We start from the raw sequence: 20,359 nt of genomic DNA, 5'->3' as shown, positions 1-20,359 counted from the left end.
CAAGTCGACCCTGTTCAACCGCCTGGTCGGCAAGCGCGTCGCGCTCGTCGACGACCAGCCGGGCGTGACCCGCGACCGCCGCGAGGGCACCGGCCGGCTCGGTGACATCGACTTCACCGTGATCGACACGGCCGGATTCGAGGAAGCGTCGATCGAATCGCTCGCCGGCCGCATGCGGGCCCAGACCGAGACCGCGATGGCGCAGGCCGACGCGATCCTGTTCCTGATCGACGCCCGCGCCGGTCTCACGCCGGCCGACCGCGCCTTTGCGGCGGCGGTGCGCAAGACCGGCCGCCCCGTCGTGCTGGTCGCCAACAAGAGCGAGGGCCGGGCCTCCGAGGCCGGCGTCTACGAGGCGTTCGGGCTCGGGCTCGGCGAGCCGGTCGGCGTCTCGGCCGAGCACGGCCTCGGCCTCTCCGACCTCTACGACGCGCTGCGCGAGGCGCTGCCCGACCTGACCGAGGAGGCCGCCGCCGTCACCCGGGCCGAGGTGCTGGCCGAGCGCGAGGCCAAGGCCGCGGCGCGCGACGGTTTTTCGACCGAGCCGGCCGGCGTCGATCCGGCGGCGGGCCCGCAGCCGCGCCCGATCCGCATCGCGGTGGTCGGCCGCCCGAACGCCGGCAAGTCGACCCTGATCAACCGGCTGCTCGGCGATGAGCGCCTGCTCACCGGGCCGGAGGCCGGCATCACGCGCGATTCGATCGCGGTCGATCTCGATTGGCACGGCCGCGCCTTCCAGGTCCACGACACCGCCGGCATGCGGCGCAAGTCGAAGATCGACGACAAGCTCGAGAAGATGTCGGTGTCCGACGCGCTCGAGGCGATCCGCTTCGCCGAGGTGGTGGTGCTGCTGATCGACGCCACGGCGCCGTTCGAGGAGCAGGATCTGCGCATCGCCGATCTGGTCGAGCGTGAGGGCCGCGCTCTGGTGATCGGCCTGTCCAAATGGGATCTCGCCGAGGGCGAGGCGGGTGCGCTCACCCGGCTGCGCCAGGAGGCCGAATACCGGCTGCCGCAGCTCGCCGGCATGCCGGTCGTCGCCGTCTCGGGGCTCACCGGAACGGGGCTCGACCGGCTGATGCAGGCCGTGCTGGACATCCATGGCGTCTGGAACCGGCGCGTCCCGACCAACGCGCTCAACCGTTGGCTCGACAGCGCCATCGACGGCCATCCGCCGCCCGCCGTGTCGGGCCGCCGTCTGAAGCTGAACTACATCACCCAGCCGAAGGCGCGGCCGCCGAGCTTCGTGCTGTTCTGCTCGCGCGCCGACGCCGTGCCGGAGTCCTACAAGCGCTACCTGATCAACGGCCTGCGCGAGAGCTTCGACCTGCCCGGCACGCCGATCCGGCTGACGCTGCGCGAAAAAGCCAATCCCTATGCGACCCGCGCCAAAGGACGCTGAGGCGGGGCAGGGCATCTCGGGACCGGGCGGCGACGCCGCGCCGATGCCGCACGGCCGGCGGCGCGCCGCCTTCGGCTTCGTCTTCGTCACGGTGGCGATCGACATGCTGTCGGTCGGCATCTTCGTGCCGGTGCTGCCGCGCCTGGTGGCCGACTTCATGGGCGGCGACGAGCCGGCCGCGGCCACCATGTACGGCCTGTTCGGCATCGCCTTCGCGCTGATGCAGTTCGTCTTCTCGCCCGTCCAGGGGGCGCTGTCGGACCGCTTCGGGCGGCGCCCCGTGATCCTGTTCTCCAACCTCGGCGTCGGGCTCGACTACGTCGTGATGGCGCTCGCGCCCACGATCTGGTGGCTGCTCGCCGGCCGGGTGATCTCCGGCGTCGCCTCGGCCTCGATCGCCACCGCCTTCGCCTACATCGCCGATGTCACCGAGCCGGAGAAGCGGGCCGCCCGCTTCGGCATGCTGGGCGCCGCCTTCGGGCTCGGCTTCGTGCTCGGCCCGGCGATCGGCGGCCTCGCCGGCAGCGTCGACCCGCGGCTGCCGTTCTGGATCGCCGCCGGCCTGAGCCTCGCCAACGCCGCCTACGGCTATTTCATCCTGCCGGAGTCGCTGCCGCCCGAGAAGCGGGCGCCGCTGCGGCTCGCCCGTGCCAACCCGGTCGGGGCGCTGGTGCTGCTGCGCTCGCAGCCGCAGCTCCTCGGCCTCGCCGGCGTGTGGTTCGTCAGCCAGCTCGCCCATTTCGTGCTGCCGAGCCTGGGCGTGCTCTATCTCACCTTCCGGTACGACTGGGACGCGCGCACCATCGGCTTCACCATGGCGGCGGTCGGGCTCGGCGCGGTGATCGTCCAGGGCGGGCTGATCGGCCCCGGCGTGCGGCTGCTCGGCGAGCGCGGCGCGCTGCTGCTCGGCGCCACGGCCGGGGTGATCGGGCTGACCATCCAGGGGCTCGCGCCGCACGGCTGGATGTTCTGGCTCGGGATTCCGTTCAACAGCCTGTGGGGCTTCACCCATGCGGCGGCCAACAGCCTGATGAGCCGGCGGCTCGGCCCCTCCGAGCAGGGCCGGCTGCAGGGTGCCAATGCCTGCATGATGGGGATCGCCGGGCTGATCGGGCCCGGCCTGTTCTCGCAGGTCTACGCCGTCGCGCTGGCGAATCCGGGTGCCTTTCCGGGGCCGGGCGCACCGTTCTTCGTCGCGGTCGCGCTGCTGCTCGTCGCGATCGCGCTGGCGGTGCGGGCGACCCGCCGCCCGCCGCCCGGCGCGCCCGGGAACCAAGTATCAAGCTGATCGACACGGGTGTCATTCCGGGGCGGCGCGCAGCGCCGAACCCGGAAGCCAGCCGAGAGCACAGGTATTACCGCTGGATTCCGGGTTCGCGGGCTTCGCCCGCACCCCGGAATGACGGCGAACGGATCGTCCGACCGCGGCGGATCAGTCCGGCGGATTGTAGTGGAGCAGACGGCCGGCGCGCAGGTCGAACAGGCGGCCGGTCTCCTGGAAGCTCGGCAGGCACAGCGACAGGATCGCGGCCGCCGCCTCATCGGGCGGCTGCACGGTCTGCGGATCCTCGCCCGGCATCAGCTGCGCCCGCATGCGGGTGCGGGTCGGGCCGGGATTGACGACGTTGACCTTGACGGGCGTTGTCGCCGTCTCGGCCGCGTAGGTGCGGCCCATCATCTCGAGCGCCGCCTTGGAGATCGCGTAGGGGCCGCGATAGGCCTTGCCGGAATGCGCCGCCCCCGAGGAGACGAAAACGACCCGGGCCGCCGGCGCCTTGCGCAGCAGCGCGTCGAAGCAGCGCAGCAGGTGCAGGTTCGCCGTGACGTTCACCTGCATCAGCTCGTCCCACTCCTTCGGGTCGACATGCGACATCGGCGTCACCGGCCCGAGCCGGCCGGCATTGGCGACCAGGATGTCGAGCCGGCCGTAGCGATCGTTGAGCACCAGCGCGAGCCGGGCGATGCCGTCGGTGTCGGCGAGGTCGAGCGGCACCAGCGTCGCGGGCTCGCCGCCGGCCGCCTGGATGGCGTCGTCGAGCTCCTCCAGCCCGCCGACCGTGCGGGCGACCGCGACCACATGGGCGCCGGCCTTGGCGAGCGCGACGGCGGTGGCAAAGCCGATGCCCCGCGAGGCCCCGGTGACGAGCGCAATCTTGTCGGCGAGCGGTTTGGTCATGCCTAGTCGAAGTCCTTCAAGGCGAGCGCAAGATGTCGCTCAAGCTTCGGATGTAGTTGATGTTGACGGCGTCCCGCCCGGCCGAGGTCAGCACATTGGAAAGGCGATAGTCGTCGGTGAGAACGAGAAAATCCTGCGAAAGTGCAACGGTGGCGCAATCGGTCAATCCGAGATCCGGATAGAGGTCCGTTCGCATGATCGGCGTGGCCGGCTGGTACACCTCGAACATCGTCGAGACGAGCTGCACCATCGTTTCCGAGATGGCATCGTGCTCATCCTCGGGCAATTGGCGTGTGAGGTTGTCCACCTCGGTCAGAATGTTGGGGGTCGTGACACGGCGTTCGAAGAACGCGAGAATTCGCATCATCAGCGCATAGTCGTCGATCGTGTATTGTCGGGTTCTTTTGAACGTCGAGATTCGCTGGATGGCGTAGGTCCCGACGACCACGAGAACCATCAGATTTGTATCGACCAAAATTCCTTTCGATCTGTAGCGCGCAAACAGCCAGTCCGGATACCCGGCGGCCATGACTTCATCCGACCAATCTCGCCGCAGCGATGCTGCGGACCTTCATGGACTTTATCTCTGCCGTGTCCTTGTCGATCAAAAAGGACTTGTAGCTGCGTTGCCCGCTGATTGGGTTCTCGAGGAAGCTGAGTGTGATCTGCCAGTCGCCCGAATCGAGCGACTCGGTCTCTTCCAGCCGCATCTCCCGCGGCGGGATCAGCTCTTGGAATTCCCGCACATAGGACACGGCGGCTTCGACTGCCTGTCTGACTCCGATCATGTCGCGTACTCCTGGCGGCTGCCGGCATCGGCATCAAACGGTTGTTTCTGCCCAGCGTAAGCTAATCAACCCGCTTGCTATTGCCAACCGAGTGCGCCCCCCTCAGCTCGCCTCCGCCAGCAGCGAGAGTTGCGACTTGCCGTTCTTCTCTGCCGCGAGGTCGGTCAGCGGGGTCGGGTACTCGCCCGTGAAGCAGTGGTCGGTGAACTGCGGCCGCGCCGGGTCGCGGCGCTCCTCGCCGACCGCGCGGTAGATGCCGTCGACCGACAGGAAGGCGAGGCTGTCGGCGCCGATATACTGGCGCATCTCCTCGATCGAGTGGGTGGCGGCAAGGAGCTTGTCGCGCTCCGGCGTGTCGATGCCGTAGTAGTCGGGATGCGTGATCGGCGGCGAGGCGATGCGGAAATGCACCTCCGTGGCGCCGGCCTCGCGCATCATCTGGACGATCTTCACCGAGGTTGTCCCGCGCACCAGCGAGTCGTCGATCAGCACGATGCGCTTGCCGGCCACCACGGCGCGGTTGGCATTGTGCTTGAGGCGGACGCCGAGCTCGCGCACCGACTGGGTCGGCTGGATGAAGGTGCGGCCGACATAGTGGTTGCGGATGATGCCGAGCTCGTAGGGCACGCCGGCCGCCTGGGCGTAGCCGATCGCCGCCGGCACGCCGGAGTCCGGCACCGGCACGACGACGTCGGCGGGGGCGGCCGCCTCGCGGGCGAGCTCGGCGCCCATGTTCTTGCGGACCTCGTAGACGCTGCGGCCGCCGACGATCGAATCCGGCCGCGAGAAGTAGATGTACTCGAAGATGCAGGGGCGCGGCGCCACCGGCGGGAACGGCTTGTAGCTGTGGGCGCCGGTCTCGTCGTAGACGAAGACCTCGCCGTTCTCGATGTCGCGGACATACTTGGCGCCGATGATATCGAGCGCGCAGGTCTCCGACGTGACGATCGGGCAGCCGTCCAGCTCGCCCAGCACCAGCGGCCGGATGCCGAGCGGGTCGCGGGCGGCGATCAGCTTCTTGTTGGTCATGGCGACCAGCGAGTAGGAGCCCTCCAGCTCGCGCAACGCCTCGACGAGCTTGTCGACGAAGCGGTTGCGCCGCGAGCGGGCGACGAGATGCAGGATCACCTCGGTGTCGCTGGTCGAATGCATCATGGCGCCTTCGCCGACGAGGCGGCGCCGCAAGGTGAGGCCATTGGTCAGGTTGCCGTTGTGGCCGACCGCGAAGCCGCCCGACTCCAGCTCGGCGAAGAAGGGCTGGACGTTGCGCAGGATGGTGCCGCCGGTCGTCGAGTAGCGGACGTGGCCGACCGCGATGTGGCCGGGGAGTTGCTCGATGATGTGGCGCTTCGAGAACGTGTCCTCGACCAGGCCGAGGCGACGCTCCGAGTGGAACCGGCTGCCGTCGAACGAGACGATGCCGGCCGCCTCCTCGCCGCGATGCTGCAGGGCGTGCAGGCCGAGCGCCGTGATGGCGGCGGCGTCGCGATGCCCGTAGATGCCGAAGACGCCGCACTCCTCGCGCAGGCGGTCGCCGTCGAGCGCCGGGTCGAAAAAGGTGGGGGCGGCGCGCTCGGTCGAAACGGTCATGGACGGGTCCTCGGGCCTTCGGTGCGGGCCGGCCGGGCCCGCGAGAGTGGCCGGCGGCGCCGACCATGAAAAACAGAACATCGACCGCTCCGTCGATCCTGCTTTCGCAGGGGACGGACCGGCCGACGCATCGGTCGCGGCCTTTCTTGGGGGCCGCGTCTGGTTACAGCACGGTCGCTACCGCAGGGTCACGGACCGGCCGGTCGGGGCGCCGACCTCCGCCCGCTGCTCCCGATTCGACGGGTCACGATCGGAGCGCTGCTCGGGCGGCGGCTCGGCATCCTCGTCGGCGGGCCGCTTCTTGAACCGCTTCAAGATGGTGTTCTCGGGGTCTTCCGGCAACAGCGACATCAGCCATTGGCCGGTGCCCTGCAGCACGACCCGCGACCTGGCGTTGAGCACTGCCTCCGGCTGCGACTTCGTCGGGACCAGCCAGTCGAAGAAGATGAAGGCGACGACGACGATCAAGAGGCCGCGGCCGAGTCCGAACAGGAAGCCGAGCGTGCGGTCGAGGGCGCCGATGCGGCTGTCGAGGATGCGGTCCGAGATGCGCACCGTCAGGGCCGAGACGATGATCAGGGTGAGCAGGAAGACGCCCCCCGCCACCGCGCCCATCGCCACGTAGTCGTTGTTGAAATACTGCTTGGCCCAGGGCAGCAGCTTGGGAAACGCATAGAGCGTCGCGACGGCGGCGCAGCCCCACGAGGCGATCGACAGCACCTCGCGCATGAAGCCGCGCACCATGGCGAGCAGCCCCGAGACCAGCATCACGACGATCAGGAAGATGTCCAGGTACATCTAAGGCGGGCTCGCTCGCGGGCGCGTTCAAAGAGGCGCGGTCACACAGGGCGCGTTCATATCGTGGCGCGTTCACATCCGCCGCCGGTGCGGAAGGCGGCCGGCGGCGCGGCCCGTGTATAGAGCATTTCCCGCCGCCCTGGGAACCGGCCGGGCGACAAATCCACGGGCCTCGCGGACGGTTCGCCCGCCCCTGTGGCGGGACGGTCATGCACGGGGAGGGCCGTCTCTCGGGCAGTGCGGCGCTATTCGGTCCGCGGGATCGCCCGCAGGCGTTTCGATCGATATCGGGCGAGGAGGCGGTCGCGCAGCATCCGGAAGAAGCCGGGCGGCAGAAAGCCGTAAGCCGCGGAGCCGAGATCGCCCGGAACCACGGGCCGCAGGTCCGGACCGGGCCAGACGAAGTCGTTCGCCTCCGTCAGCACCACCCAGGATCGCTCGGCGTCGAGGCCGAGTCGCTTCTTGGTGACTTGGGGGATTTCCAGTCCGTCGGAGGGATCGGACGGTGCCGAGCGGGTGATCGGGAGCACCCGCACGCGCGGTGCATCGTCGTCCCGGATCACGACAAGCACGACGGCGCACGGCCGGTCCTTGGCTCCTTCCTCCCGCCCTTCGCGGGCTTCCCGCGCCCACAGATAGGCGTATCGAACGACGAGGCCGGGACGGGGAAGCGGCCAGCTCACGGGCGCCAGTCTTTCAGCTCCTCGTCGAGATGCTCGTGGCCGGGCGGCACCTCGGACTCGGCGATGCGGGCGATCTCGTCCTCGGTGAAGGCGTCCAACTCCACCACGCGACGGTCGCGCTGCTTGAGGCGGGCATACTCGTCGGCCGACAGCACCACCAGACGGTCACGGCCGTTCTTGGTGATGGTGACCGGCTCGGTCAGGGCCTTGTCGGACAACGTCCCGAAATTCCGAATGAACTCCGCCGTCGACACCTTCATGGGCGCATCATCCGCATGATCTGAATTATACAGATCATGCGCGTGATATCCTGGTTCGGCAAGCCGCGGCTGCGGCGCGCCTTCAGCTTTTCGCCTCCCGCCGCTGCGCCGGGCGGTTCGGGACGATCCGCGCCACGAGGTCCGCGAGGCTCGCCACCGGGGCGAGGGCGAGGCCGTCGCGCTCGGCCCCGCGGGTGGCGTCCGGCACCACGGCGCGGGCGAAGCCGAGTTTTTGGGCCTCCTTCAGCCGGGCCGGAGCGTGCGACACCGGGCGGACCGCGCCCGACAAAGATACCTCGCCGAAATGCACGGCGTCGGACGGCAGTGGCGTCTTGGCGAGCGACGAGACCAGGGCGGCAGCGGCGGCGAGATCGGCGGCCGGCTCGGCGATGCGCAGGCCGCCGGCGACGTTGAGATAGACGTCGTAGCCTCCGAGCTTGACGCCGCAATGGGCCTCGAGCACCGCCAGCACCATGGCGAGGCGGCTCGGATCCCAGCCGACCACGGCGCGGCGCGGCGTGCCGAGCGAGGTCGGGGCGACCAGGGCCTGGATCTCGACCAAGAGCGGCCGCGTCCCCTCCATGCCGGCGAATACGGCCGTGCCCGGCGCCCCGAGGTCGCGCTCGGACAGGAACAGGGCGGACGGGTTCGACACCTCGGACAGGCCGCCGCCCGTCATCTCGAAGACGCCGATCTCGTCGGTCGGGCCGAAGCGGTTCTTCACGGCCCTCAAAATCCGGAAATGGTGGCCGCCTTCGCCCTCGAAGGAAAGCACCGCGTCGACCATGTGCTCGACGACGCGGGGACCTGCGATCTGGCCGTCCTTGGTGACGTGGCCGACGAGAATCACGGCCGCGCCGGCCCGCTTGGCGAAGCGGATCAGGAGCTGGGCGGAGGCCCGCACCTGCGTCACGGTGCCGGGAGAGGACTCGACCATGTCGGTCCACATGGTCTGGATCGAGTCGATGACGACGAGCCGAGGAACCTTGCCCTGCGAGAGGGTTGCAATGATGTCCTCGACCGATGTCTCGGCCGCGAGCTCGACCGGAATCTTCGTGAGACCCAGCCGCTCGGCGCGCAGCCGGACCTGCGCGACCGACTCTTCGCCGGTGATGTAGACGGCGCGGTGGCCGGCCGCGGCGAGCGCCGCGGCGATCTGGATCAGCAGCGTCGATTTTCCGATCCCGGGGTCGCCGCCGACCAGGAGCACCGAGCCGGGGACCAGGCCGCCGCCCGCCACCCGGTCGAACTCGCCGTTCTTCGAGGCGATGCGCGGCGCCTCCTTCTGCTCGCCGGCGAGCGGCGCGAGCGGGAACGGCTTGCCCTTGCGGGGCGGCCGGCCGGGGCCTGAGAACACCCGCTCGGCGGCGGCATTCTCCTCCGAAATGGTGTTCCACTCGCCGCAGGCGTCGCACTTGCCCTGCCAGCGATTGTAGGCGGCGCCGCAGTTCTGGCAGACGAACTCTTGGGTCTTCTTGGCCATGCCGGATACGGGCGCGAGCGCCGGCCCGAAGTCAACGATTCGGCCGCGCCCCTCGCAATTCACAGCGGTCGTGCTATATGGAGCATACTGCAATATCGCAGTGAGGAGCCCCATGCCTGCTTTCTTGCAGTCGAGCCCAGCGCCGGATCTCCTGGCCCACGACAGCCACGGCCTCGCTTTGAAGGGCTTCTTCGCGATCGTCGACCGCTGGGGCGCCGACAACCGCATCGCGCGAAAAATGCTCGGCAACCCGGCCGAGCGGACCTTCTACGACTGGAAGCGCGGCCGGGTCGGGCGGCTGCCGGACGACACGCTGCGGCGGATCGGCTACGTGGCCGGCATCTGGAAGGCGCTGCAGATCGTCTATTCGGACCCGGCGCTTGCCGATTCGTGGCCGAGCCGTCCGAATGCCGCGTTCGGCGGTCAGACGCCGCTCGCCCGGATGGCGGCCGGCGACGTCACCGATCTCGCCGCCGTGCGGGCCTATCTCGATGCCGCCCGCGCCCCCTGGTCCTGAGCCAAGTGGCGAAGAGGCCGGCGAGGACGCCGTCCCGGCGCGGCTCGTCGACTGGCCGCTGGCGTGGCGCATCATCGCGTCGCGCTATCCGCCGATCGACCTGTTCGAGCGTCTCACCCCCGATCCGGCCGTCTGGGACGTGCTCGCGGCGCTGGAGCAGGCCACCAACCCGCGGGTGCGCGACGCCATCGGCGAGATCGCGCTGGTCCCGCCGGAGCGGCGGGTGAGCGGGCCGGGCGCCTCCTTCGTCATGGCGGCCTTCACGCATCTCAACCCGAAGGGCTCGCGGTTTTCCGATGGGAGCTTCGGCGTCTATTACGCGGCGGCGTCGCTCGACACGGCGATCGCCGAGACCGTGCACCACTTCGCCCGCTTCGCCGCCGACGCCGGTGATCCGCGCCGCCGCGAGGACATGCGGGTGCTGGTCGGCGCCGTCCGCCGTCGCCTGGACGATGTCGCGGCCCTGCCGGCGGCGATCCGGGCCGGGCTGCTCGACCCGGACTCCTACGCCGTGAGCCAGGCCTTCGGACGCGCGCGGCGGGCGGCCGGCAGCGACGGGCTCGTCTATCCGAGCGTCCGGCAGCCGGGGGGCGACTGCGTCGCGGTGTTCTGGCCCGACGTCGTCGCGGTGCCGGTGCAGGAGCGCCATCTTCAGTACGAGTGGGACGGGCAACGGGTCTGGCGGTATTTCGACTATTCCCGTGACGCCTGGGTGCGGCTCCGCTGAGCCCCTATCTCTGGGGAGCCCGCCGGTATCGTCCGGCGGCACAGGGCATGCAACGTACGCGCGCATGCCGAAGACGGCCATGAAGGGCCGCAGGGGACCGAAAGCTGAAAGACATGTCCGACGTGATCGTTCTGGGGGCCGGGATCGCCGGGGTGGCGGCCGCCCTTCACCTGCAGCGGCGCGGCCGTTCCGTCGCGCTGGTCGACCGGCAGGCCCCGGGGCGCGAGACCAGCTACGGCAATGCCGGCATCATCCAAGGCGAGGCGGTCGAGCCCTATCCGATGCCGCGCGACTTGGCGGCCCTTCTCGGCGTGGTGCTCGGGCGCGGCAATGACGTGCGCTACGACCTCGCCGCGCTGCCCGGCCATGTCGCGCCGCTGCTGCGCTACTGGTGGTACTCGGCACCGGCCCGGCACCGCACCCTCGCGCTCGCCTGGGCGGGCCTGATCCGCCACGCGACCGCCGAGCACCAGGACCTGATGACGGCCGCCGGCGTGCCGGACGACCTGGTTCGTCGCGACGGCTTCTTCGACATGCACCGCTCCGAGAAGAAGCTCGACGCCGAGACGCTGCGGGCTGAACGGCTGCAGCGCGACCACGGCGTCGCGTTCCGCCGGCTGACGCCTTCCGAGCTTTTGGACGCCGAGCCGGCGCTGAAGACCGGTGGGGCGGGGGCGATCCATTGGCGCGACTCGTGGACGGTGCGGGATCCGGGCACGCTGGTCGCCGCCTATGCCGACCTCTTCACGCGCTCCGGCGGGACGTTCGTTCACGGCGATGCAGATACGCTGGCGGCTTTGCCGTCCGGCGGGTTCCGGGTGCAGACCGCCGACGGGCCGCTGGAGGCGGCCGCCGTGGTCGTCTCGCTCGGTCCGTGGTCGGCCGCGCTGCTGCGCCGCTTCGGCCAACGAATCCCGATGGTGCGCAAGCGCGGCTATCACCGGCACTACCGAGTCGGGACGGCGCTGTCGCGGCCGCTGCGCGACGCCGCCTTCGGCTATGTGGCGGCGCCCATGACGGCGGGCCTGCGGCTCACCACCGGAGCCGAGTTCGCCGGCATCGACGCGCCGGCGTCGCCCGTGCAACTCGCGCGGGCCGAGGCCGCGGCGCGCGACCTCGTCGACCTCGGCGCACCGGTCGAGAACGCACCGTGGCTCGGCACCCGCCCGTGCCTGCCCGACATGCTGCCGCTGATCGGCGCGGCGCCCGGCCACGAGGGCCTGTGGCTCCACTTCGGCCACGGCCACCAGGGTTTTACGCTCGGCCCGGCGACGGGTCGCCTGCTTGCCGAGATGATGACGGGCGAGCCGACGCTGGTCGACCCGGCGCCGTTCGCGCCGGGGCGCTGGTGGCGGTGAGGGCTCGGGCCGTCATTCCGGGGCGCGGGCCGAGAGGCCCGCGAACCCGGAATCCAGCGACGGAGGCCGAAATCCTGGGTTGGATTCCGGGTTCGCAGCTTCGCTGCGCCCCGGAATGACGGCGTTCGGAGCGTTGCCCCTCAGCTCCGCCAGCTGCGGTGATAGCGGCGGCCGAGGCTGGTGAGGACCTCGTAGGAGATCTGGCCGCCGAACGGGGCGGCGGCATCGACCGGGAACTCCTCGCCCAAGAGCGTCACCCAGTCGCCGCGCCGCGGTGACACCTCGGGCAGCGCCGTCACGTCGATGGCGAGCAGATCCATCGAGATGCGGCCGACGATCGGGCAGCGTTTTCCCACCACCACGGCCTGTGGCTGGGTCTGCCCGAGTGCCGCGCTCGCGCGCAAGAATCCGTCGCCGTAGCCGACCGCGGCGATGGCGATGCGGGATTCCCGCGGGGCCGTCCAGGCGGCGCCGTAGCCGACCGTCTCGCCGCGCCGGATTTTTCGGACCTGGACGACACGCGCCTCCAGCCGCACCACCGGCCGCATCGGGTTCTCCGATCCGGGGATCGGGTTGCCGCCGTAGAGTGCGATGCCGGGCCGCACCATCTCGCAATGGGTCGACGGGCCGAGGAACACGCCGGACGAGTTGGCGAGCGAGGCGTCGGTACCGCGGAACAGCATGCGGACCTCGCGGAACGCCTGGATCTGGCGCTCGTTCAGCGGATGCGCCGGCTCGTCGGCGCAGGCGAGGTGGCTCATGACGAGCGAGATGCCGTGGTCGGGCGCCTCGAGCCGCGGCGCGAGCGCGGCGGCGTCCTCGAGCGACAGGCCGAGGCGGTTCATGCCGGTGTCGACATGCAGCGCGGCGCCGCCCGTCCACGCATTGACGCGGCAGAACGCGTCCCACTCGACCAGCTCGGCCATGCTGCCGATCACCGGCCGCACGCGGGCGTCGGCGAAGGCGGCGGCGCCGGCCGGCGGGATGCCGTTGAGCACGTAGATCACCGCGTCCGGCACGGCGCGCCGCAGCGTGCGCGCCTCGGTCAGATGGGCGACGAAGAAGGTCTTGCAGCCGGCCCGCGCCAGCGCGCCGGCGACCTCGACGAGGCCGCAGCCATAGGCGTCGGCCTTCACCACGGCGGCACAGTCGGCCGGCATGACGCGGCGGGCGAGGTCGCGCCAGTTGGCGACGAGGGCGGCGAGATCGACGGTGAGCACGCCGCCCGTCTCCATCACGGGCGGGCCGGCCTCGGACACCGGCACGCTCTTCGGGGCGTCGGCGGACGGTCCGGAGGCGGCGTCCTGGGCGGCGGCGCCGGCGGCCGCCTGGCTCTCGTCCGCGCGCGTCCTCTCCTGCACCGTCATGGCTCCCTCCGTTCGGCTCCGGCCACGGCGGCCGGAGGACCGGCACTAGACCCGTTCGCCGGACAGGACAAGGGCGGGAACGGGCAGGGCGCTCGCCCTCCTTCTCCCCGCGGGCGGGGAGAAGGTCGGGATGAGGGGGCCTCGCCGCGGGTCTCTGCGCCGGAGAGGCACCCCCTCATCCGACGCGCCGCAGGCGCGGCGAGCCACCTTCTCCTCGCCCGCGGGGAGAAGGATCAGGGGCCATCCGTCCGGCGACGGATGACGACCTCGATCGCTCATCGTTCCGACATCCGTGTCCCGGACGCGGTGCAGCGCGCAGCGGTGCATCGCGAGCCGGGACCCAGGGAGACAGGGCAGGGGGCTCGCGCTCCTTCTCCCCGCGGGCGGGGAGAAGGTCGGGATGAGGGGGCGTTGCCGCGAATCTCTACGCCGGGGAGGCACCCCCTCATCCGACTCGCCGCTGGCGCGGCGAGCCACCTTCTCCCCGCCCGCGGGGAGAAGGAAGGGCGGCCCGATCCGCCTCGTCCGGGACACGCGAGCCCCGGGGGGCGCCCCGCCTCAATCCCCCATCCGCTCCGGGAGCTTGTCCTCGTCGGCGAGGTCGGCGAAGCGGGTGACCTCGGCCTTGAACTGCAGCTGCACCGTGCCGGTCGGGCCGTGGCGCTGCTTGCCGATGATCACCTCGGCCTTGCCGTGCACGGCGTCCATCTCGGTCTGCCACTTGTAGTGCTCCTCGGTGCCCGGCCGCGGCTCTTTGTTCTTGAGGTAGTATTCCTCGCGGAACACGAAGATCACCACGTCGGCGTCCTGCTCGATCGAGCCGGATTCACGCAGGTCCGAGAGCTGCGGACGCTTGTCGTCGCGGCTCTCGACCTGGCGCGAGAGCTGGGACAGCGCGATGATCGGCACCGCGAGCTCTTTCGCGAGCGCCTTGAGCCCGGTGGTGATCTCGGTGATCTCCTGGACGCGGCCCTCCGAGGCGCGCTTCGAGGAGCCCGACAGAAGCTGGATGTAGTCGATCACCAGGAGGTCGAGGCCGCGCTGGCGCTTGAGCCGCCGGGCCCGCGCCGCGAGCTGGGCGATCGAGATGCCGCCGGTCTCGTCGATGTAGAGCGGCACCTCCTCCATGACGCGGGCGGCCTCCGCGATGCGGTCGAACTCGTGCGCCTCGATCTCGCCGCGGCGGATCTTGTAGGAGGGGATCTCGGTCTGCTCGGCGATGATGCGGGTGGCGAGCTGCTCGCACGACATTTCGAGCGAGAAGAAGCCGACGATGCCGCCGTTCACCGATTCGATGCGGCCGTCCGGGCGCACGCCGCCCTCCCAGGCCTTCGCCACGTTGTAGGCGATGTTGGTGGCGAGCGAGGTCTTGCCCATGCCGGGGCGCCCGGCCAGCACGATCAGGTCCGAGTGCTGCAGCCCGCCCATCATGCGGTCGAGATCCTTGAGGCCGGTCGCGATGCCGGACAGCGAGCCGTCGCGCTGGTAGGCCTGCGCGGCCATGTCGACGGCCGCCGTCAGGGCCTGGGCGAAGCGCTGGAAGCCGCCGTCGTAGCGGCCGGATTCGGCGAGCTCGAACAGGCTCTTCTCGGCCGCCTCGATCTGGTCGCGCGGGCTCGAATCGACGGCCGCGTCATAGGCCTCGTTGACGAGGTCCTCGCCGATGCCGATCAGGGCGCGGCGCAGCGCCAGGTCGTAGATGGTGCGGCCGTAGTCCATGGCGTTGATGACGGTCGTCGCCTCGGCGGCGAGCCGCGCCAGGTACTGGCTGCCGGTCAGCCCGGCGACGTCGAGATCGGCGGGCAGGAAGGTCTTGAGCGTCACCGGGGTCGCGGTCTTGCCGGCCCGGATCAGGCTCGTCGCCAGCTCGAAGACCTTCTGGTGGATCGGCTCGAAGAAATGCACCGGCTCGAGGAAGTCGGAGACCCGGTAGAACGCCTCGTTGTTGACCAGGATGGCGCCGAGCAGCGCCTGCTCGACCTCGATATTGTGAGGCGCCGTGCGAAACGCCGGGGCGGTTGCGGGGGTCAGCTTGCGGGCGACGGTCTCGAGGGCCATGGGCGTCGGCGATCTACTTTATGCGGTCACGGTTCTTGTCGGCGGGCCGGGTCCGGAAACGGACGCAGGCCCGGTGACGCCGTGCGGCGTCGGTTGCACGCAAGCTCGCCAGGATACGCGGCACCAAGCTCGGGAGGCGGGGAGATAGCGCAAGCGGCGCCCGGGGGCGAGCCCGGAGCGGGGCGCGCGGCCGACTCGTCCCCACAGATCACCGCCGAAAAAATTGTCCGCAGCGTGTCGGGCATTCCCGCTTGACTGTGGCCGAGCGAGCGAGGGGGGCGGGCTGGCGAAAGAACCGGGGGCGGGCGGGGGGCGGTGACGATCGCGGCCACGAAAAAACGGGCCCCGCGTGGCGGAGCCCGTCTGTCTCGGCAGGGTCGCGGCGACGTGGCCGGACCCGACGCGGCCCGTTACCGCGTGGTGGTCGGGTAGCCGCGCTCCGCATAGGGCTCGTCGGTCGACATCGCCTTGGAGAACGGCACCAGCTGCCAGAGGGCCGAGAGGCCGACCAGGACATAGACGATGCGCGACAGCGTCGCGCTCTGGCCGCCGAACAGCGTGGCGACGAGATCGAACTGAGCGAGGCCGACGAGGCCCCAGTTCACGCCGCCGACGATGACGAGCAGCAGCGTGATCAGATTGATGGCTTTCATTGCGTGGCTCCTGTGAGATCGGTCTCACAGGGTGAAACGACGGGCGGCGCCGTTGTTCCGTCGCCTTGACACGAACGCCGTGGAGCGGGGCGAACGGTCGCGGATGCGACCGCCCTCCGGCTCACAGGGTGGTCGCATGCTCCCGTCGTTCGCCGCGCAGGACCTGGGCGATCGCCACCGGCACCACGATGTAGAGCACCACCGACAGCACCAGCGTGTCCCACGGCACCGTGATGGCGGACAGGCCGAGCCGCAGGCCGACCACGGGCGCGAAGGCGAACACCATGATGGTGTCGTCGAGCGCCACCTGCGAGAGGGTGAAATGCGGCTCGCCCTTGGTGAGATGCGACCATACGAAGACCTTGGCGGTGCAGGGCGCCGCGGCCAGGATGATCAGGCCGGCGACGTAGCTGTCGATCTGATCGGCCGGCAGCCACGGCCGGAACAGATACCCGACGAAGAGCCAGCCGAGCGCCGCCATCGAGAACGGCTTGACGGCCCAGTTGACGAACAGCGTCACGCCGGCTTCAGCCGTCCGATCACGGCACCGGCGACGATCGCGATCAGGAGGCCGAAGCCCAGAGAGGCGAGCGCCACCTGCCAGCCGAGCAGCGCGAGCAGGAGCCCCAGCGCCACCTCGTTGACCATCGGGCGGCGATCAGGAACGAGAAGGTGACGCCGAGCGGCACGCCGGCCGAGACGAAGCCGATGAACAGCGGAACGGCCGAGCACATATGCGAGCAAGCGCATAAGTTCGTCCACCACAAGCGCGGCGCAAAAAAAGGGCCGGCGACGTGCGCCGGCCCTCTGGGCGTCACCGCTCGGCGGTGCGTCAGTCGATGTTGCCCTTCGCCTGGTCGTGGCGATCCGGCGCCGAGAGGCTCGTGTAGCCGCCGCGGGAGCCCCAGCCCTGCGGGGCGGACGCGTAGGCGCCATAGGCCTCGAACGGCAGGACCGGGGCGGCGCCCCAGGCCTGGCCGGCCGCATAGACGTCGCGCGGCGCCTGGACCTGCTGGCGCGGCGCGGCGAGCGCGCCCGAGACGGTCGCGAGGGTCACGGCGGCCGCGATGGCGAGACGGGCGGGGGTACGGACGATGGTCGACATGGTTGTTGTTCTCCGAAAGAACGGCAGCGCAGACGGATAAGGTCGCCGCCGGGGAGGATGTGCGTTGTCCGTCGCCGGCTGATGTGCGGTGCAACACCCGGCTTCGCCAATCAACAAAAGGTGTCGGCGCGCGGGCTTGAAAGTCGTTTCGTCTGTATTATCGGCCATCGAAAGATGGCGAAGCGTATTCGTGGATCGGCCGAAGATGTCCAAAAGTCGGCATGACGAAGGCGGGTTCTTGCTGCGGTGCAAATACATGCGTGCGCGAGTGCAATGACACGCCGCCACGCCTCGGGCAGCCGCCCGTGATCTCGGCGGCCCGGTGTCGCAGCCGCGCGACAGGGCCGGGGCCGAGATCCCGGGGGAGGTCACGATTCGGGGGACGATGATCGCGGTCGGGCCGTCCGATCGCGGCCGTCCCGCACGCCCGGACGGCCGGCGTCGAGGGGGCTTCCGGGCCGGGACGGGTCGGTCACGCCTCGAAGCGGGTGACGATGTCCTTCAGGGCCGGCCGCGGCCGATCCTCCGGCGTGCCGTCGAAGCGGCCGATATGGACGAAGCCGATGAACTTCTCGTGGTCGTCGAGCCCGAAGGCGCGCGCCACCTGGGCGTCGTAGGCGTACCACTCGGTCAGCCAGCACGCCGCGTAGCCGAGCGCGTGCGCGGCGAGCAGCAGGTTCTGGGCGGCCGCGGCGGCCGAGAGCTGCTGCTCGACGGCCGGGATCTTGGCGCTCTCGACCGGGCTCCACACCACGCCGACGACCAGCGGCGCGCGGGCGAGCCGGTTGGTCTCGAAGTAGATCTGGTCGCCGGAGGCGTCCGGGTACTTGGCCGCGTAGGCCGACGCGATGGCGGCGCCGGCCTCCTCGCGGTGGTCGCCCTCGAAGACGATGAAGCGCCACGGGACGAGCTTGCCGTGGTCCGGAACCCGCGCCGCGATGGTCAGCATCGTGTCGAGGTCCGCGGCGCTCGGCGGCGGGCCCTGGAGCTGGTCGGGCTTTACGGAGCGGCGGGTTTTCAAGAGCGCGAGGGCGTCGGGCATGGTGGAAAATCTCCCCGTGGCGCGGCAATCGGAACGGCCGTCCGGCTAGCACACGCAGCAATCCGGATAAAGGCCGCGCGACCCGACCGTGGCATGAAATTGCCTCAAAGGGGCGCGTATCTGTCGCAATGATCAGGGCAGGGGGTGGCTCGATCCGAGTCTCGACCGGGTTTGCGCGCGTCGCCAGGGGTGTCGCGGCCGCGTCGGCGCTCGCCGTCGCGCTGGCGCTCGGTCCGTTCGGGCTCGGCGCGTCACCGGCCGCCGCCCAGAACCGGCCCGAGCAGGCGATCGTCGGCGCCATGCAGCGTTTCATGAACTCGCTGCCCTTCGGCGGGCTGGCCACACCCTCGCCGAGCCAGAAGCCTCTCCCTCCGGGTCCCGGGATGGTGCCGCGACCGAGCCGGGACGTGCCGACCTCCGCGACAGGCCCGCAACTCCAGTCGCTGGCGCCGCCGCCGGCCGGCGCCGCGGCGCCGATGCCGCTCGGCCCCGGCCCGGCGATTCCCGTGTCGCCGTCGACGGCCAGCATCTCGCCGGCCGTCTCCAAGGACGTGCCGCTCACCCTCGCCGCCCGCTATGGTCGCGAGAGCGCCCCGGTCAACGGCGGCGTCGTGTGGCGCGTCTATCCGGTGCGGCCGGACATCACCGGCTCGTTCCGCCCGGTGCGCGAGGATCGCACCCCGACCCCGACGCTCGCGCTGCCGCCGGGCGACTACGTGGTGCACGCCGCCTTCGGCCTCGCCAGCGCGGCCAAGACCGTGTCGCTGCGCAACGAGCCGGTGCGCGAGGTGTTCGACCTGCCGGCCGGCGGGCTGCGCATCGAGGGCCGGGTCGGCGACGTGCGCATCCCGCACGGCCAGATCGCCTTCGACATCTTCCGCGGCAGCCAGTTCGAGGAGGGCGAGAAGCGCCAGATCGCCGCCGGCGTCGCCACCGGCGATGTCGTGATCGTGCCCGAGGGGACCTATCACATCGTCTCCAACTACGGCGACTCCAACGCGGTGGTGCGCTCCGACATCAAGGTGCAGCCCGGCAAGCTCACCGACGTCACGGTGACTCACCGGGCCGCCGTGATCACGCTCAAGCTGGTCGGCGAGCGCGGCGGCGAGGCGCTCGCCAACACGAGCTGGACCGTGCTGACGCCCGGCGGCGACGTCATCAAGGAGACGATCGGCGCCTTCCCGCGCGTCGTGCTGGCCGAGGGCGAGTACCGCGCCATCGCGCGCAACGACGGCCGCACCTCCGAGCGCGAGTTCAAGGTCATCACCGGCGTCGACGGCGAGATCGAGCTTCTGGCCCGGCGCTAGAACCAGTTTCCGCTGACGTCGACCCACACTCCGCTCAGGCCCGCGAAAGCGGGCATCCAGAGCGCCACGACATGCGGCCCCTGGGTCCCTGCCTTCGCGGGGACGAACGGAACTCGGGGCCGATTCATCGAAGCTGAAAGCCGCTCCGAGAGCGGGTGCGCCCGCAGCGCTCGTCCGAGCCTCGCGCCACACGACCGATCTCGCGGATGTGTCGCGACAAGCCGCGGTCGGCGGGCCATCCTGGCGCACGAGTTTGCGAATCACGTCTTTCCGGCCGTCGGGCCGTGTCCGGGATTGCACATGCCACATCAGGCCTTGCCGTATCGGTTCGTGTCGCATCAGATCTTGTCGCGTCAGGTCTTGTCGCATCAGATCTTGTCGCATCGGCGCGCGTCGCGTCGTCGTTCCCTCGCCGTGCTCGTTGCGCTTCTCTTCGTCTGCCTGGGGCCGATCGTCCTCGCCGGCGCGGCGTCGGCGCAGAGTCCGGGGCCGCGCCCCGGCGCCGTCGTCCCGCCCGATCCGGAGCGCGGCGCGGCGATCGCCACGCGCTGGTGCGCGACCTGTCACGTCACCTCGGAGGATCAGACCCAGGCGACCGGCGAGGCGACGCCGTTCCCGGCGCTGGCGCGGCGCAACGCCTTCGACGCCGCCGCGCTGGCGTTGTTCCTGCTCGACCCGCATCCGCGGATGCCGGACATGAATCTCACCCGCGCCGAGGCGAACGACCTCGCCGCCTATGTCCGCAGCCTCGCCCCGAAGTGATCAGGTCCGACCGGCGCCGCCGAGCCCGCCGTGTCCGGACGTCCTCACTTGTGGAAATAGAGGATCCCCGACAGCACGACCCCGAGAACGAGCAGCGATCCGCCGATCGCCGCCTTGGCGCGGTCGGAGACGATCGGGACGTCGAGGGTCGGCGGCTTCTTGCGTTCGGCGGCGACCAGCAGCGACGCGCCGCCGAGCATCATCCCGGCGAACACCATATAGAGCGACTGCAGCGTCATCGGCCGGCGCTCAGCGGGCGGGCGTCGCCGGGGCGGCGGGAGGC

Annotated in this window: 21 protein-coding genes and 2 pseudogenes; 7 read left to right on the top strand and 16 right to left on the bottom strand. The window is 70.6% G+C overall.

What is annotated here, in order from left to right:
- Together der and ABTU92_RS26130 are read left to right on the top strand one after the other, a co-directional pair.
- The coding region (gene der / locus ABTU92_RS26135) for a ribosome biogenesis GTPase Der (RefSeq protein WP_408094531.1) at positions 1-1,402 on the top strand (1,402 nt) is incomplete at its 5' end.
- Complete coding sequence (locus ABTU92_RS26130; RefSeq protein WP_408094530.1) at positions 1,377-2,690, top strand: TCR/Tet family MFS transporter; 1,314 nt, start codon at positions 1,377-1,379, stop codon at positions 2,688-2,690. The genes der and ABTU92_RS26130, both read left to right, overlap by 26 nt.
- Before the next feature lie 144 nt (positions 2,691-2,834).
- Here the strand turns inward: ABTU92_RS26130 and ABTU92_RS26125 are convergent, their stop codons facing one another.
- The 8 genes from ABTU92_RS26125 to radA form a co-directional block, all read right to left on the bottom strand.
- Positions 2,835-3,578 carry an SDR family NAD(P)-dependent oxidoreductase gene (locus tag ABTU92_RS26125; protein WP_408094529.1) on the bottom strand — a complete coding sequence of 248 codons (744 nt, stop codon included), beginning with the start codon at positions 3,576-3,578 and terminating at the stop codon, positions 2,835-2,837.
- Positions 3,579-3,594: 16 nt separating this feature from the next.
- Positions 3,595-4,107, bottom strand: coding sequence for a PIN domain-containing protein (locus ABTU92_RS26120; RefSeq protein ID WP_408094528.1), 513 nt, complete (start codon positions 4,105-4,107; stop codon positions 3,595-3,597).
- Between the two features lie 4 nt (positions 4,108-4,111).
- Positions 4,112-4,366, bottom strand: a complete 255-nt coding sequence (locus ABTU92_RS26115; protein ID WP_408094527.1) for a hypothetical protein — start codon at positions 4,364-4,366, stop codon at positions 4,112-4,114.
- A 102-nt stretch (positions 4,367-4,468) separates the two neighbouring features.
- On the bottom strand, positions 4,469-5,956 hold the full coding sequence (purF, locus tag ABTU92_RS26110) for an amidophosphoribosyltransferase (protein ID WP_408094526.1): 1,488 nt from the start codon (positions 5,954-5,956) through the stop codon (positions 4,469-4,471).
- A 177-nt stretch (positions 5,957-6,133) separates the two neighbouring features.
- Positions 6,134-6,754, bottom strand: coding sequence for a CvpA family protein (locus tag ABTU92_RS26105; protein ID WP_408094525.1), 621 nt, complete (start codon positions 6,752-6,754; stop codon positions 6,134-6,136).
- A gap of 245 nt (positions 6,755-6,999) precedes the next feature.
- On the bottom strand, positions 7,000-7,437 hold the full coding sequence (locus ABTU92_RS26100) for a hypothetical protein (protein ID WP_408094524.1): 438 nt from the start codon (positions 7,435-7,437) through the stop codon (positions 7,000-7,002).
- Positions 7,434-7,697 (bottom strand): type II toxin-antitoxin system prevent-host-death family antitoxin, encoded by a 264-nt coding sequence (locus ABTU92_RS26095; RefSeq protein WP_111356353.1) that lies wholly within the window; start codon positions 7,695-7,697, stop codon positions 7,434-7,436. Before ABTU92_RS26095 ends, ABTU92_RS26100 begins: the two co-directional genes overlap by 4 nt.
- Before the next feature lie 82 nt (positions 7,698-7,779).
- On the bottom strand, positions 7,780-9,180 hold the full coding sequence (gene radA / locus ABTU92_RS26090) for a DNA repair protein RadA (RefSeq protein ID WP_408094523.1): 1,401 nt from the start codon (positions 9,178-9,180) through the stop codon (positions 7,780-7,782).
- Positions 9,181-9,292: 112 nt separating this feature from the next.
- Here radA and ABTU92_RS26085 point away from each other — a divergent pair, with 112 nt between their 5' ends.
- From ABTU92_RS26085 to ABTU92_RS26075, 3 genes are all read left to right on the top strand, one after another.
- The gene (locus tag ABTU92_RS26085; RefSeq protein ID WP_408094522.1) at positions 9,293-9,697 is read left to right on the top strand and encodes an MbcA/ParS/Xre antitoxin family protein; all 405 of its coding nucleotides are present in this window, start codon (positions 9,293-9,295) and stop codon (positions 9,695-9,697) included.
- A complete protein-coding gene (locus ABTU92_RS26080) occupies positions 9,672-10,424 on the top strand; it encodes an RES family NAD+ phosphorylase (RefSeq protein WP_408094521.1) in 753 nt (250 codons plus the stop codon). The genes ABTU92_RS26085 and ABTU92_RS26080 overlap by 26 nt, the downstream gene beginning before the upstream one ends.
- A 113-nt stretch (positions 10,425-10,537) precedes the next feature.
- Positions 10,538-11,782 (top strand): NAD(P)/FAD-dependent oxidoreductase, encoded by a 1,245-nt coding sequence (locus tag ABTU92_RS26075; protein WP_408094520.1) that lies wholly within the window; start codon positions 10,538-10,540, stop codon positions 11,780-11,782.
- Positions 11,783-11,922: 140 nt separating this feature from the next.
- Here the strand turns inward: ABTU92_RS26075 and alr are convergent, their stop codons facing one another.
- The 7 genes and pseudogenes from alr to ABTU92_RS26040 all read right to left on the bottom strand — a co-directional run bounded on the left by alr (position 11,923) and on the right by ABTU92_RS26040 (position 18,007).
- Positions 11,923-13,149, bottom strand: a complete 1,227-nt coding sequence (gene alr / locus ABTU92_RS26070; RefSeq protein ID WP_408094519.1) for an alanine racemase — start codon at positions 13,147-13,149, stop codon at positions 11,923-11,925.
- 558 nt (positions 13,150-13,707) lie between these two features.
- Positions 13,708-15,207 carry a replicative DNA helicase gene (locus tag ABTU92_RS26065; RefSeq protein WP_408094518.1) on the bottom strand — a complete coding sequence of 500 codons (1,500 nt, stop codon included), beginning with the start codon at positions 15,205-15,207 and terminating at the stop codon, positions 13,708-13,710.
- Positions 15,208-15,617: 410 nt separating this feature from the next.
- Entirely contained in the window at positions 15,618-15,860 is a 243-nt protein-coding gene (locus tag ABTU92_RS26060; protein WP_408094517.1) for a DUF378 domain-containing protein, read from the bottom strand.
- A gap of 154 nt (positions 15,861-16,014) precedes the next feature.
- Positions 16,015-16,383 (bottom strand): annotated as a pseudogene (locus ABTU92_RS26055) (arsenic resistance protein); the annotation flags it as partial.
- A gap of 5 nt (positions 16,384-16,388) precedes the next feature.
- Positions 16,389-16,591: pseudogene (locus tag ABTU92_RS26050) on the bottom strand (permease); the annotation flags it as partial.
- Positions 16,592-16,692: 101 nt separating this feature from the next.
- Complete coding sequence (locus ABTU92_RS26045; RefSeq protein WP_408094516.1) at positions 16,693-16,965, bottom strand: hypothetical protein; 273 nt, start codon at positions 16,963-16,965, stop codon at positions 16,693-16,695.
- A 472-nt stretch (positions 16,966-17,437) separates the two neighbouring features.
- Positions 17,438-18,007 (bottom strand): nitroreductase family protein, encoded by a 570-nt coding sequence (locus ABTU92_RS26040; RefSeq protein ID WP_408094515.1) that lies wholly within the window; start codon positions 18,005-18,007, stop codon positions 17,438-17,440.
- Positions 18,008-18,135: 128 nt separating this feature from the next.
- Here ABTU92_RS26040 and ABTU92_RS26035 point away from each other — a divergent pair, with 128 nt between their 5' ends.
- A complete protein-coding gene (locus ABTU92_RS26035) occupies positions 18,136-19,314 on the top strand; it encodes a hypothetical protein (RefSeq protein WP_408094514.1) in 1,179 nt (392 codons plus the stop codon).
- A gap of 414 nt (positions 19,315-19,728) precedes the next feature.
- Positions 19,729-20,076: a c-type cytochrome gene (locus tag ABTU92_RS26030; RefSeq protein WP_408094513.1), complete on the top strand. Its 348-nt coding sequence runs from the start codon at positions 19,729-19,731 to the stop codon at positions 20,074-20,076.
- A 44-nt stretch (positions 20,077-20,120) separates the two neighbouring features.
- On the opposite strand, the gene ABTU92_RS26025 is transcribed toward ABTU92_RS26030, so the two are convergent.
- On the bottom strand, positions 20,121-20,359 hold a 239-nt coding region (locus ABTU92_RS26025), incomplete at its 5' end, for a hypothetical protein (protein WP_408094512.1).

Source organism: Rhodoplanes sp. SY1, from assembly GCF_046000175.1.
GTDB lineage: Bacteria > Pseudomonadota > Alphaproteobacteria > Rhizobiales > Xanthobacteraceae > Rhodoplanes.
Note: the sequence above shows the minus strand (reverse complement) of the source record. Positions and strands in the feature narration are given on the sequence as shown.

Coding starts and splice junctions, on each gene's coding strand:
- ABTU92_RS26130 (WP_408094530.1), top strand. CDS start 1,377: ATGCGACCCGCGCCAAAGGACGCTGAGGCGGGGCAGGGCATCTCGGGA.
- ABTU92_RS26125 (WP_408094529.1), bottom strand. CDS start 3,578: ATGACCAAACCGCTCGCCGACAAGATTGCGCTCGTCACCGGGGCCTCG.
- ABTU92_RS26120 (WP_408094528.1), bottom strand. CDS start 4,107: ATGGCCGCCGGGTATCCGGACTGGCTGTTTGCGCGCTACAGATCGAAA.
- ABTU92_RS26115 (WP_408094527.1), bottom strand. CDS start 4,366: ATGATCGGAGTCAGACAGGCAGTCGAAGCCGCCGTGTCCTATGTGCGG.
- purF (WP_408094526.1), bottom strand. CDS start 5,956: ATGACCGTTTCGACCGAGCGCGCCGCCCCCACCTTTTTCGACCCGGCG.
- ABTU92_RS26105 (WP_408094525.1), bottom strand. CDS start 6,754: ATGTACCTGGACATCTTCCTGATCGTCGTGATGCTGGTCTCGGGGCTG.
- ABTU92_RS26095 (WP_111356353.1), bottom strand. CDS start 7,697: ATGAAGGTGTCGACGGCGGAGTTCATTCGGAATTTCGGGACGTTGTCC.
- radA (WP_408094523.1), bottom strand. CDS start 9,180: ATGGCCAAGAAGACCCAAGAGTTCGTCTGCCAGAACTGCGGCGCCGCC.
- ABTU92_RS26085 (WP_408094522.1), top strand. CDS start 9,293: ATGCCTGCTTTCTTGCAGTCGAGCCCAGCGCCGGATCTCCTGGCCCAC.
- ABTU92_RS26080 (WP_408094521.1), top strand. CDS start 9,672: ATGCCGCCCGCGCCCCCTGGTCCTGAGCCAAGTGGCGAAGAGGCCGGC.
- ABTU92_RS26075 (WP_408094520.1), top strand. CDS start 10,538: ATGTCCGACGTGATCGTTCTGGGGGCCGGGATCGCCGGGGTGGCGGCC.
- alr (WP_408094519.1), bottom strand. CDS start 13,149: ATGACGGTGCAGGAGAGGACGCGCGCGGACGAGAGCCAGGCGGCCGCC.
- ABTU92_RS26065 (WP_408094518.1), bottom strand. CDS start 15,207: ATGGCCCTCGAGACCGTCGCCCGCAAGCTGACCCCCGCAACCGCCCCG.
- ABTU92_RS26060 (WP_408094517.1), bottom strand. CDS start 15,860: ATGAAAGCCATCAATCTGATCACGCTGCTGCTCGTCATCGTCGGCGGC.
- ABTU92_RS26045 (WP_408094516.1), bottom strand. CDS start 16,965: ATGTCGACCATCGTCCGTACCCCCGCCCGTCTCGCCATCGCGGCCGCC.
- ABTU92_RS26040 (WP_408094515.1), bottom strand. CDS start 18,007: ATGCCCGACGCCCTCGCGCTCTTGAAAACCCGCCGCTCCGTAAAGCCC.
- ABTU92_RS26035 (WP_408094514.1), top strand. CDS start 18,136: ATGATCAGGGCAGGGGGTGGCTCGATCCGAGTCTCGACCGGGTTTGCG.